This is a genomic window from Embleya sp. NPDC001921, assembly GCF_053594475.1.
In genome coordinates this window covers 53254-65614 of sequence record NZ_JBSFEO010000043.1, presented here as the reverse complement: position 1 = coordinate 65614, position 12361 = coordinate 53254, and the positions used below count along the sequence as shown (strand labels likewise).

9 protein-coding genes are annotated in these 12361 nt (G+C 72.6%); 4 read left to right on the top strand and 5 right to left on the bottom strand.

The features are described from left to right. Positions 1–63 precede the first annotated feature (63 nt). Positions 64–1323: a precorrin-6y C5,15-methyltransferase (decarboxylating) subunit CbiE gene (gene cbiE / locus ACWCPW_RS38235; RefSeq protein WP_449766196.1), complete on the top strand. Its 1260-nt coding sequence runs from the start codon at positions 64–66 to the stop codon at positions 1321–1323. A 7-nt stretch (positions 1324–1330) separates the two neighbouring features. Beyond that, a complete protein-coding gene (cobM, locus tag ACWCPW_RS38230) occupies positions 1331–2092 on the top strand; it encodes a precorrin-4 C(11)-methyltransferase (protein ID WP_449766195.1) in 762 nt (253 codons plus the stop codon). Between the two features lie 44 nt (positions 2093–2136). On the opposite strand, the gene ACWCPW_RS38225 is transcribed toward cobM, so the two are convergent. Then, positions 2137–3378: a cobalt-precorrin-5B (C(1))-methyltransferase gene (locus tag ACWCPW_RS38225; protein ID WP_449766194.1), complete on the bottom strand. Its 1242-nt coding sequence runs from the start codon at positions 3376–3378 to the stop codon at positions 2137–2139. A gap of 314 nt (positions 3379–3692) precedes the next feature. Between ACWCPW_RS38225 and ACWCPW_RS38220 the strand changes: the two genes are divergently transcribed. Next, positions 3693–4487 (top strand): cobalt-precorrin-6A reductase, encoded by a 795-nt coding sequence (locus ACWCPW_RS38220; RefSeq protein WP_449766193.1) that lies wholly within the window; start codon positions 3693–3695, stop codon positions 4485–4487. A gap of 146 nt (positions 4488–4633) precedes the next feature. Here ACWCPW_RS38220 and ACWCPW_RS38215 read toward each other — a convergent pair whose 3' ends face one another. The 3 genes from ACWCPW_RS38215 to cobG form a co-directional block, all read right to left on the bottom strand. Further along, positions 4634–6178 (bottom strand): precorrin-2 C(20)-methyltransferase, encoded by a 1545-nt coding sequence (locus tag ACWCPW_RS38215; protein WP_449766192.1) that lies wholly within the window; start codon positions 6176–6178, stop codon positions 4634–4636. A 71-nt stretch (positions 6179–6249) separates the two neighbouring features. Next, a complete protein-coding gene (locus tag ACWCPW_RS38210; RefSeq protein WP_449766191.1) occupies positions 6250–6930 on the bottom strand; it encodes a precorrin-8X methylmutase in 681 nt (226 codons plus the stop codon). A 76-nt stretch (positions 6931–7006) separates the two neighbouring features. Further along, positions 7007–9133: a precorrin-3B synthase gene (gene cobG, locus ACWCPW_RS38205; RefSeq protein ID WP_449766190.1), complete on the bottom strand. Its 2127-nt coding sequence runs from the start codon at positions 9131–9133 to the stop codon at positions 7007–7009. Between the two features lie 93 nt (positions 9134–9226). On the opposite strand from cobG, the gene ACWCPW_RS38200 reads away from it, so the two are divergent. Then, positions 9227–9736 carry a Fur family transcriptional regulator gene (locus ACWCPW_RS38200; protein WP_449766189.1) on the top strand — a complete coding sequence of 170 codons (510 nt, stop codon included), beginning with the start codon at positions 9227–9229 and terminating at the stop codon, positions 9734–9736. Between the two features lie 1746 nt (positions 9737–11482). Here the strand turns inward: ACWCPW_RS38200 and ACWCPW_RS38195 are convergent. Then, entirely contained in the window at positions 11483–12205 is a 723-nt protein-coding gene (locus ACWCPW_RS38195; RefSeq protein ID WP_449766188.1) for a polysaccharide deacetylase family protein, read from the bottom strand. Positions 12206–12361 lie beyond the last annotated feature (156 nt).

The window sequence follows — 12361 nt, the reverse complement described above, 5'->3', positions numbered from 1 at the left end:
CCTGTGCCGGGGCCTGGGCCTGTGTCCGGGTCTGGGGTCGGAACGGTATCGAGGACGGGTTCGGTGTCGGGGGCGCCGCTCTCGGGCAGCGGGCCGGTGTCCGTGGTCGGGATCGGGGACGACGGCTGGGCCGGGCTCTCCGAGGCGGCGCGGGCGCTGGTGGGCGGCGCCGACGTGTTGGTCGGTGGCGCACGGCATCTGGCCATGGTGGAGGGGGCGACTGCCGAGCGGGTCGAGTGGCCGTCGCCGTTCTCGGTGGCCTTCGTCGCCGAACTGGCCGTGTCCCGGAAGGTGACCGTGCTGGCCAGCGGGGACCCGATGTTCTATGGCGTCGGGGCCGCGCTGGTGCGCACGTTGGGCGCCGAGCGAGTCACCGTGCTTCCGGTTTCCTCGTCGGTCTCGTTGGCCTGCGCGCGGCTGGGCTGGTCGGTGCAGTCCGTTGCGGTGGTCAGCGCGGTGGGTCGACCGCTCGCCGCGTTGGCTGCGGAACTGGCCTCGGACGCGCGGGTGTTGGTGTTGAGCGCGGATGGGCTGACGCCGGTGCGGGCGGCCGTGTTGCTGTGTGAACGCGGCTTCGGAACGAGCACGGTCACCGTCCTGGAGCACCTGGGCGGCCCGGCCGAGTCGGTGTGGCGGGGCAGCGCCGAGGCGCTCGCGGCGGCCCCCGACCGGCGGTTCGCGGAATTGAACGTGGTGGCCGTCCGGTGCGAGGTGGGTCCTGGGCTGAGCCGGCTGGCGGGCCTGCCGGACGATGTCTACGAGCACGACGGTCAATTGACCAAGCGCGAGGTGCGCGCGATCACGTTGGCCGCGCTCGGACCGCGTCCGGGCGAACTGTTGTGGGACGTGGGCGCGGGCAGCGGGAGCATCGGGATCGAGTGGATGCGCACGCATTCGACCTGCCGGGCCGTCGGCTTCGAGACGCGTGCGGATCGGGCCGAGCGGGCCGCGGCGAACGCGATCAGGCTAGGCGTGCCGGACCTGCGGATCGTGGTCGGCCAAGGGCCGGACGTGCTCTTCGGCCCAACCCCGGACGCGATCTTCATCGGCGGCGGGTTGACCGTGCCCGGTGTGGTGGAGCGTTGCTGGGCCGCGCTGCGCCCGGGCGGGCGGTTGGTGGCGAACGCCGTCGTCGCCGAGACCGAGGCCGAGCTGTTGCGGCATCGCGCGGTGTTCGGTGGGGAGTTGACCCGCGTTCAGGTCACCCGGTCCGCACCGGTGGGCCGCTTCACCGGGTGGCGGGCGTCCATGCCGGTCACCCAGTGGGTGGCGGTCAAGCCCCGTTTCGAGTCTCTTTCCCAGCCTGATTCCCGCGAGGAGTAGTGCAGCCATGACCGTCCACTTCATCGGCGCCGGCCCCGGCGCGGCCGACCTGATCACGGTGCGGGGGCTGCGGATCATCGCCGCGTCGCCGGTGTGCCTGTACGCGGGCGCGCTCGTGCCGCGCGAACTGGTCGAGGCGGCGCCGCCCGGGGCCCGCCTCGTGGACACCGCCGAGCTGAACCTGGACCAGATCGTCGAGGAACTGAGGGCCGCACACGCGGCCGGGCACGACGTGGCCCGGCTCCAGTCCGGGGACACCTCGTTCTTCAGCGCGGTGGCGGAGCAGCAGCGCCGCCTCGACGCGCTCGGCATCCCGTGGGACATCACCCCGGGCGTGCCGGCGTTCGCCGCCGCTGCGGCGGCGATGGGCCGCGAACTGACGCTGCCCACGGTGGGGCAGACGGTGATCCTGACCCGGGTCGCGGGCAACGCGACGGCCATGCCGCCGGGCGAGGACCTGGCCACCCTGGGCCGTTCCGGCGCGCTGCTGGTGCTGCATCTGGCGGTGGGTCAGGTCGAGCGCGTGGTGGCCGAGTTGACCCCGCTGTACGGTGCGGACTGCCCGGTCGCGGTGGTCGCGCGCGCGTCGCGACCGGACGAGTTGATCGTGCGCGGTGAACTCGTCGACCTGGTGCCCCTGGTGCGGGACAACGGCATCAAGGCGGTGGCGGTCATCATGGTCGGCCGCGTACTGGGCGAACCGGGCTTCTGCGACAGCCACTTGTACAGCGAGATCCGCGACCGGACCGAGCCGAGGCCGATCGGGTGAGCCGGGTCGGCGGCGACCGGGCGCCGGCCGGATCGGGACCGGGGCTAGGCGGGCGCGGCCCGACCGACGATGGTGCCCGTGCGGTTGATCGCGATCACGTCGACGGTGATCGGGAGTTCGCTGCCGCGCAACAGGGCTCGCGCGGCGTCGCGGGCGGCCTCCGCGACGGCGTCGCCGAGCGGGACGTCCGCCTCGCGGGCCAGTTCCAGCGCGTGCAGGGCGGTGTTCGCGGCGCGGATGCGCGCGGCCAGGTCGGCGTCGCCGCCGACCGCCGCGGCCCGGTCGGCGAGCGCGTCCAGGTTCACCTGCGAACGGCCCGAGTGCAGGTCGAGATGGCCGTCGGCGAGCTTGGAGAGCTTGGCGAAGCCACCGGCGATGGTCAGCCGCGGGATCGGGTGCCTGCGCAGGTACTTGAGCAGCGCGCCGGCGAAGTCGCCCATGTCCAGCAGCGCGGTGCCGGACAGGCCGTACACCTCGGCGCCGACCCGCTCGGAGGTGGTGCCGGTCGCGCCGAGCACGTGCGTCTCGCCGGTGGCCAGCGCGACGTCGATGCCACGGCGGATCGAGTCGATCCAGGCCGAGCACGAGTACGGGATCACGATGCCGGTGGTGCCCAGGATGGACAGGCCGCCCAGGATGCCCAGCCGCGGGTTCCAGGTCTGTTCGGCGATCCGGGCGCCGTCGTCCACGGACAGTTCGACCTCGACGTCGCCGGTGCCGCCGTGCGCCGCGGCCACCCGGGCCACCGCCTCGCGAATCAGCTTGCGCGGGACGGGATTGACGGCCGGTTCACCGACCGCGAGTGGCAGACCGGGCAGGGTCACCGTGCCGACGCCCGGGCCCGCGCGGAAGATCACACCGGACCCGGGCGCGGCGTGCCGCACGGTGGCCCGGATCAGCGCGCCGTGGGTGACGTCGGGGTCGTCGCCGGCGTCCTTGACGACGCCGGCCATGGCGGCGTGGGGTGGGGGGTTCTCGGTTGGGGGGTCTTCGGCCGGGGGGTGTCGGGGCGTGGGCTGTTGGGTGGCGGGTTGTTGGGTGGTGCGTTCTTGGGTCGTGGGTTGTTGGGTGGCTCGTTCTTGGGTCGTGAGTTCTTGGGTCGTGAGGTTTCGGGTCGTGAGTTCTTCGACGGCGAGGGCGAACGCGGGCGTCTGGCCGCCGGGCAGCCACACGGTCACCGGATCGGGGAACTCGCCGGTCAGCAGGGCCTGGTAGGCGGCCGTCGCGGCGGCGGTCGCGCATGCTCCGGTGGTCCACCCTCGGCGCAACTGATCGGGGCGGGTCATCGGGGGAGGAGCCAATCGTGAGTGGGGCGGGGGCGGCGCGTGCGGTGAGTGGGGCGGGGGCGGCGCGTGCGGTGAGTGGGGCGGGGGAGGCGCGTGGGGTGAGCGGGGGGACGGAAGCCCGTACCGTCGACGCGCCGGTGATCGGGTCGGGCGACTCGCCCGGCCTCGGTTTCGATGGCTCGGTGGGCTCGGTGGGTTCCGGTGATTCGCTGAGTCCGGTGGACTCCGGTGATTCGTTGGGCTCCTGTGATTTGCCGGGCCCCGTTGACTCCCGTGATCCGGTCGGCTCCGCCGTCGCCGGCGACGGCGGCCGTGTGGTGCTTGTGCTGGGAGGTACCGCCGAGGCTCGCGTGCTTGCCGCGCGGTTGGTGGACGTCCCGGGATGGTGTGTCGTGTCCTCGCTGGCCGGGCGTACCAGCGCCCCCGTGTTGCCGGTCGGCGAGACCCGCGTGGGCGGCTTCGGCGGGGTGCCCGGCCTGGTCGCGTGGTTGCGGGCGCGTGCCGTGGCGGCCGTGGTCGACGCCACCCACCCGTTCGCGGCCCGGATCTCGGCGAACGCGGTCGCGGCCTGCGCCGAGGCCGATGTCCCGCTGCTGCGCCTGCAACGTCCGGGCTGGACCGCCGTGCCCGGCGACCGCTGGTACCCGGTCGACTCCGCCGACGAGGCCGCGCGGGTCCTGCCCGGTCTGGCTCGGCGGGTCTTCCTGACCACGGGCCGCCTGGAGACCGCGCCGTACGCGCACCTGGACGACCTGTGGTTCCTGCTCCGCAGCGTCGAGCCGCCCACGGGTGCGTTGCCGCGCGCGTGCGAAGTGCTGTTGTCCAGGGGCCCGTTCACGGTCCGGGACGAGATCGCGCTGCTGCGTGACCGGCGCATCGACGCGCTCGTGACCAAGGACAGCGGCGGTGCCCTGACGGCGGCCAAACTCACCGCCGCCCGTGAGCTGGGTCTGCCGGTGGTGCTGATCCGCCGACCCCGGGTGCGCGCGCCGGAGCAGGTCGCCGACGCGGACTCCGCCGCGCGGTGGGTCCTGGCCGGGCCGGCCGGGTCGGCTGAGTCGGCCGGCCCGGTCGAGCGGGCCGAGCGGGCCTCGGCGGCCGAAGGGTGAGTCGCGCACGCCACTCACTGTGACACAGGACGGCCCCGAGTCGATCTTGGCGACTTGGCCGAGCCGCCGGTCCGTCGTGCCGGGCCGGCCCGGTGGACGGCGCGGCTCGACCCGACGGACGTACGCGAACATGGCCGGCCCGATCGTCAGGCCGGGTAGCGCCGCGGCGTGTACACGCCGGTGCTGCCGTCCGGGCGACGGTAGGTGCGGGTCTGCGACGAGCCGATGATCAGCAGCGTACGCATGTCCACCACCTCCGGGTCCAGGTCGGCCAGCCGGACCACGCGCACCGACTCGGTCGGGCCGCCGACGTCGCGGCCCACCACGACCGGGGTGTCCGGTCCGCGGTGCTTGAGGAACAGGTCGCGGGCCTCGGCGACTTGGGTGCGCCGGGTCTTGGAGGCCGGGTTGTAGATCGCGACCGCGAGGTCCGCCTCGGCGGCGGCGGTCAGCCGACGCTCGATCACGTCCCACGGCTTGAGGATCGCGGACAGGCTGATCACACAGAAGTCGTGGCCCAGCGGCGCACCCGCGCGGGACGCCACCGCCTGCATCGCCGACAACCCGGCGACCACCCGGACCGGGACCTCGGTGGCCGTCTCGTGCGCCGCCTCCAGTACGGCCGACGCCATCGCGAACACGCCCGCGTCGCCGGAGGAGACCACCGCGACCCGGCCGCCCGCCTCGGCCAACGCGATGGCGTGGCGCGCGCGTTCGGCCTCGACCCGGTTGTCGGTGCGGTGCCGCTTCTGGCCGGGACGAGGTTGCACGCGGTCGACGTACGGGCCGTAGCCGACCACGTGATCGGCGGCGGCGAGCGCGGCGTGCGCGTCGGGGGTGAGCCATTCCGGACCGGCCGGGCCCAGACCGACCACGTCGATCGAGCCGATCTCGCCGGTGGGTTCGGGCAGCACGTACTCCGGTTCCGGCGCGCGCGGCGTGCGATTGGTCGCGAACTCGCCACCGGACGCGGCCGACGGAGTGATCACGAGGGAGAAGTACGGGACCTCGTCCGGGACTACGTCGGCGAGCGGCCGCACCTGCTGCCGATCGGTGGTCGCGCGCTCCACGTACCAGGTGCGATCGGCCAGCCCGGCCTGCTCGAACGCACCGCGTACCGCCGGGAAATGCCGCTTGCCGAGCTTGATCACCGCAGCCGAGTCGGCGGTCCGCAGCCGGGCCGCGAGCACGTCGGGCGGGAGCGTACCGGGCAGGATCGTGAGCACCTCGTCGTGCTGCACGAGCGGCCGGCCCAGCACGGCCGCCGCGCCGCTGACCGAGGTCACACCGGGCACCACCTCGACCTGGTAGCGGTCGGCGAGGCGTTCGTGCCAGTACATGTACGAGCCGTAGAAGAACGGGTCGCCCTCGCACAGCACCGCGACATCGCGACCGGCGTCCAGGTGCGCGGCGATCTCGGCGGCGGTCGAGTCGTAGTAGTCGGCGAGCGCGCCGTCGTACCCGCCCGGGTGATCGGTGCTCTCGGTGGTCACCGGGTATTCGAGCGGGAGGCGGAGCTGACTGTCGCTCAGGTACGGCTCGGCGATGGTGATCGCGACGCCGCGCGCACCCTTCTTGACCGGGTAGGCGACCACGTCGGCCGAGGTGATCAGGCGATGCGCCTTGAGGGTGATCAGCTCGGGGTCGCCCGGGCCGAGGCCGATGCCGTACAGGCGGCCGGTGGTGGTCACGCTGTTCTCCTGGGGGGTGGGTGGGGCGGTTCTCGTTCGCGACCTCTCGGCTTCGGGCTGTCGCCCGCCGCCTATTCCTGGTCGCTCGCCAGTGCGTTCAGGGCGGCGGCGGTCATCGCGCTGCCGCCGCGGCGGCCGTGTACGACGAGGTAGGGGATGCCGGCGGGGTGGTCGGCCAGGGCCTGCTTGGACTCGGCCGCGCCGATGAAGCCGACCGGGATCCCGATGATCGCGGCGGGGCGCGGGGCGCCCTGGTCGATCAGTTCGAGCAGCCGGAACAGCGCGGTCGGCGCGTTGCCGACCGCGACCACGGCGCCGGCGAGGTCGTCGATCCACAGGTCCACGGCGGCGGCGCTTCGGGTGGTGCGCTGTTCGGCGGCCAGGACCGGAGTGCGCGGGTCGGCGAGCAGGCAGCGCACGTCGTTGTCCTCGGGCAGCCGCTTACGGGTGACCCCGGAGGCGACCATGTTCGCGTCACACAGGATCGGCGCACCGGCACGCAACGCCTCGGCGCCGGCGCGGACCACGTCGGGGTGGAAGCCGACGTCCTGCGGGAGGTCGGTCATGCCGCACGCGTGGATCATCCGGACGACGACGCGCGAGACGTCCTCGGGAAAGCGGGACAGATCCGCCTCGGCCCGGATGGTCGCGAACGAACGCCGATAGATCTCGGGGCCGTCCTTGATCCAGTCGTCGTCCACGTCGGCTGCTCCTTTGCCCGGGGTGGTGGTGATGATCGTCGTCATCGTCATCGTCATCGTCGTCGTTGGTGTGGAGGCATGGTGGTTCGTGCCCGATGACCCTGCCGGGCGGGGTGTCCGTCGACGGTCATGCCGGGGTGGACGGTGCGGGTGGGCCCGGAGCGGGTGCCGGTGCCGGTGCCGGTGCCGGTGCCGGTGCCGGTGTCGGTGTCGATGCGGATGCCCGTCCGGGTCCGCGGCCGGGGCCGGGGCCGGAGGTGGGCGCTTGGCCGGGCGGGACGGTTTCATAGGTGCCGTCCTCGCGCGCGACCAGAAGCGTCGCACCGGCGGGCTTGCCACATGCGCGGGCACAGCCGACCCAGTGCGTGTCGGCGCGGCCGAAGGCTCCGGGGCGATCGGCGACCGGACGATCTGTGAGCAGACGGTCGGTGGCAGGACGATCTGTTGGAAGACGGTCGACGGGCTGATGGTCGGCTGGCGGACGGTCATCGGGCAGACGGTCGCTGAGCTGATGGTCGGCGGGTGGGCGACTGCTGACGGTCGGGTGGCGCGCCGCTGTGGCTTCGGTTTGAGCGTCGGCGGTCGAACCGTCGGCAGTCGGATCGCTTGTGGGCGCATGGCTGCCGCCAAGATGATCTCTGCTCAGGTGATCGGTATCGAGGTGATCGGTGCCGAGATGATCGAGAGTCGGACGATCGCTGCGCAGATGGTCGGCGTCCGCTCGATCGGAGCCTTGGTGATCGCTGCGCGGGTGGTCGCTGGTCAGATGATCTATACCCAGATGATCTACGTCCGGATGATCTTTGCTCGCGTGATCGGCGGCGAGGTGATCGTGGGCTTGATAATCGTCGGGAAGATGATCGATAGATAGATGATTGGCAAGCAGATGATCAGTAGGCAGATGATTGCCTGGAAGATGGTGGGTGGGCAGATGGTAGGCGTCGCGTGGATCGGGCGTCGGGAGCGCTTTGCGGGAAGGATCTTTGCTCAGATGATCTGCCGCCAGACGATTGGTGCTTGGCTGAGTGGCGGCAGTGGCGGCAGTGGAGGCAATAGGGGCGGTGAGGGCGGTGTTCAGATGATCTTGGCCGAGATGATCTGAGCCAAGATGATTGACGCTCAGTAGATCGGTGGTCAGACGATCTGTGGCCATCGGGTTGGTGTCCGTGAGGGCGGTGCCGATGGGGGAGTGGCCCAGTGCGTGGCGGGTGGCCTCGGTGCGTACGTCGGCCAGGGCCCGGCGGCATGCGCCCAGGCCGCTGCACGCGGTTACGCCGCGCCACGGGGAAGAGGGGTCGCATGGCAGGCCGGCTGCTTCGAGGGCGGCCAATGTCGCCGCGGGGTCGGTCACGTCACGGACTACGACGCCTCTGGTGCCGGTGACGCGCAGTTCGGCCCGCAGGTCGACGAGGGCGGACAGATGACGCTGCGTCAGGCGTCCGAGCGGGACCAGGGCTCCGATGGCGAAGCGGCCGTCGGACTGCGGGAGTACGCCGATCGGTGGCCGGCTGCCGTTGCGGTGGTGGGGCCTTGCGGCGCTCGGGCCGGCCGCGGGCTCGTGGGTGGGGCGCGGGAAGGGGGTGGCCGCGAGGGTGGCGGCGAACTGGGCTGCGCCGGAGGGGAGTTCGCGGATGTGCCAGGCACCGGTGTTGGCGCGGGCGGTCAGGAACGCGCGGGCCGCGTGGACGATGGCGGCCGGGGCGTCGGCGGGGGCGAAGCGCCAGGCCGTGTCGTGGCCGGCGGCGTGCAGCGCGAAGGTGTCGTCGGACAGCGCGACGAGGTCCAAGTCGTGGCGGGCGGAGGCGATCGGGAGCCCGCCGTCGTCGATGCCGATCAGGAAGCGGCCGGACAGGGCGGTCAGATCCGGGGCCGCGCACAGGGCGTGGTCGACGGCGGTGAGTACGGCGTCCGCGTCCAGCAGCGCGTTCGGGTCGCGGCCGGCCAGTGGGCTCGCGAGGATGTTGCGCACCCGGTCGTGGCTGCGGGAGGGCATCAGGCCGGCCGCCGTGACGGCTTCGGCGAGGGCCGGCAGGTCGGCCTCGGTCAGGCCGCGCAGTTGGATGTTGGCGCGCGCCGTCAGGTCGATCGAACCGCTGCCGAAATGGCTTGCCAGCTCGGCGAGTTTGCGTAGCTGGGTGGGGGTGAGCCGACCGCCCGGGAGGCGTACGCGCGCGATCAGGCCGTCGTCGGCGGGCGACGCGTCCACGACCCCAGGGCAGGCGTCGTCGCGTTCGCGCACCACCACCGCACCCACCGCCCTTCGTCGAGCCTCGCTGCCTCGTATCGGTATGCCCGGCCCGTCACCCCATGTCGGGTTGACGATCGGCCAGATGCGACACTGTTGCATATGGACGACGGTGTACAGCACCCCACCCCCGACCCGGTGGCCGAGGCGGTGCGGCAGATCCGCGCGCACGGCGAGCGGGTCACGGTGGCGCGCACCGCAGTGCTTCGAGTACTGGCGGACGCCGACGAACATCTGAGCGCCGACGCGATCTTCGTCGCCGTCTCCCGGGCGGCGCCTGGCGTCCACCGGACCACCATCTATCGCGCGCTGGACGCACTCGAACGCCTCGACCTGGTCGCCTTCACCCGCCTGCGCCACGACGCGGCCACCTACCACCTGGCGGGCCACCTGGTCGGCGGCACACACGTCCACGTACGCTGCCGCGTCTGCGGCACGGTCAGCCACGCGCCGGGCGACCTACTCGACGACGTCGCCTCCCGCCTGGCCGCCGAACAGGGCTTCGTCCTCGATCCCACAGCCGTCGCCCTCACCGGCCGCTGCGAAGCCTGCGCCAAACCCCCCACGCCCTTCGAAGCTCCCCACCGAAACCGACACACAGCCCGCCCCTGACCCACCCCCGGCCACGCCCACCCGACCACCGGTCGAGTACGTCCGGCACTTCGCCTCGATCGACCGGCGTCACCCGACCATCGGGAGTTGCGTCCCGGGGGCGCGGCGTCCGGTCGAGAGCGTGGGGTCGAGGGCGTGGGTGAGCCGTCTTGGCCGACCGGCGCCACCCGACCATCCGCCGTTGCGCGCCCCGTCCCTGCGGCACCGGGCGAGCACGTCCCGGAGCCCCCTTCTACCGGGGCAGACGCCGACACCTGTACAGCAAGCGTGAGCCGAACCGAACGCCCCGCGCGCCGCCGACAGCGACGAGCCCTGGAACGGGACGAGCTGCGCCCAGCCCCCTTCCTTCTCGCCGCTGCGCAGCGCGGGCTCAGCGCCGCTGCTGTGCGGCGGCTGCGCCGCCCGGCCGCGTCGGCTCCACTTCCCCTGGTGCGCCGATCCCCTGCCGGTTGACTCCCGGCCGCCGCGCCGCGAGCCGCCGCGCCGCCCACGCCGGTCGCTGCGTCGACCTTCGACTCGGTGCCTGGCCGGCCGCCCACTCTCGGCATTGCGTTTGCCCGTTGCTGCTCGGGCGCGTCGGCTTGCGCCTGCTGCGGCGCCGGCCGTCCACTCGCTGCCTGGGTCGGCCGGCCGTCCGCTGCCGGGTACCTTCTGCCGCGTTGGCGTGTTGCTGTCGGTGTGCGGGCGTGGTGCGCTGCGGGGCACTTGCGGCGCGTGGGCGGGCCGCCTGCTCCCGCCGTTGCGTCTGCCCGCCGTTGCTCGGCTGCACTGGCTCACGTCCGCCGTGGCGCCGGCTGTCTGTTCGTTGCCTGGGACGGTGGTCGACTGCCTTGTGCCGCGTTGGCGTGTTGCTGTCGGCGCGCGGGCGTGGTGCGCTGCTGAGGTATTTGCGGTGCCTGGGCAGGCGGCCTACTCCCGCCGTTGCGTCTGCCTGCCGTTGCTCGGCTGCGCCGGCTCACGCCCGCCGTGGCGTCGGCCGGTTGCTCGTTGCCTGGGTCGGTCGTCCGCTGCCGCCCGTCGTGTTGGCGTGTTGTTGTCGTTGCGCGGGCGTGGTGCGCTGCGGGGGCACCTGCGGCGCGTGGGGGGCCGCTCACTCCCGCCGTTGCGTTTGCCTGCGGGTGCTTGGCCGCGCCGGGGCATGCCGGGCTGTGGCGTCGGCCGGTTGCTCGTTGCCTGGGTCGGTCGTCCGCTGCCGCCCGTCGTGTTGGCGTGTTGTTGTCGTTGCGCGGGCGTGGTGCGCTGCCGGGGCACTTGCGGTGCCTGGGCGGGCCGCTCACTCTCGGCGTTGCGTTTGCCCGTTGTTGCTTGGCCGCGCCGGGTTGCCTGCCGGCCGCCGCCTGCCGCGTTGGCGTGCTGTTGTCGGCGCGCGGACGGTGGTGCGTTGCCGGGTTGCTCGCGTTGCCGCCCACGCCGGTCGCCGCGTCGATCTTCGGGTCGCTGCCTGGGTTGGCCGCTCACTCTCGACGTTGGGTTTGGCCGTTGTTGCTTGGTTGTGCCGGGTTGTGCCGGCTGTGGCGCCGGCCGTCTGCTGCCGACCGGCGCGTTGGTGTGCTGGCGTGGCGCGTTGTCGGGCCGCTGGTGGGGTGGGGGAGTGCGCGACCCCGGGGCGGCCTCTGGTTGGTTGGCGTGCCGGCTGGGCTGCCTTGACGCACGTCCGGCGGGTTGGTTTCGGCGGTGTTGGGTTACGTGCGTCGGTGGGCTGGGCTGGGCGCGGCTTGGGGTGTGTGTTGGGTTTCTCGGGTGGGGTCAGGTTGGGGGGACGAAGCGGTAGCCGGTTGCCAGGAGGTGGGGGAGCCATAGGCTCAGGGCGGCTACCGTTTGGGTGCGGTCGCCGCCCGCGTCGTGGTTGAGGATGATCGAGCCGGTTGTGGTGTCGGCCAGGATTCGGCGGACGATCTCGTTCGTGCCGGGTTGTTCCCAGTCGCGGGGATCGACCGACCAGCCCAGGGGGCGCAGGCCGTTGGCGCGCAGTGCGCCCATTACCTCTGCCGACCAGCGGCCGAACGGGGCGCGGAACCACTCGATCCGAAGTCCCGGCAAAACTCGATCGATAGTGGTCAGACTGCGCTCCACCTCCTCCATCACGCCGGCCGGCTGTAGTTGCTGGAGGTCCGCGTGGGACCACGAGTGGCCGGCGATCGTGTGGCCGCCGTCGTGGATCGCGCGGAGCAGTTCGGGGTGCCGTTCGACCTCCGAACCCACTACACAGAACGTCGCGGGAACCCGATATTTCTGCAATACGCGCAGTACTTGCGGCGTGTACTCGGGGTGCGGCCCGTCGTCGAAGGTCACCGCGATGCGTCTGGGCCCGGCGTCGACGAATCGGACCGGCTCCGAGGCGAAGGCGGGGCGTGGGGAGGGTTGTCCGTCGGTGGCGACGGCGGACGGGGCGGCGACGGTGAGAAGACCGAGAGTGGCGGCGGCGCCCATCAGCAACGTACGGCGCGACGTGGCGGAAGTGGTGTCCATGCCGAGTGTCTTGCACATGTCCGAGACGGCGTTCACGAGGACACGCACGACTCGGCGGGAGTTCACCGGATCGGCGGATCGGTGGATCGATGGATGTCCGCGGATTGGTGGATCGTCGTCCCACGCGCCGGAGTTCCGCACTCGGGTCCAGATCCT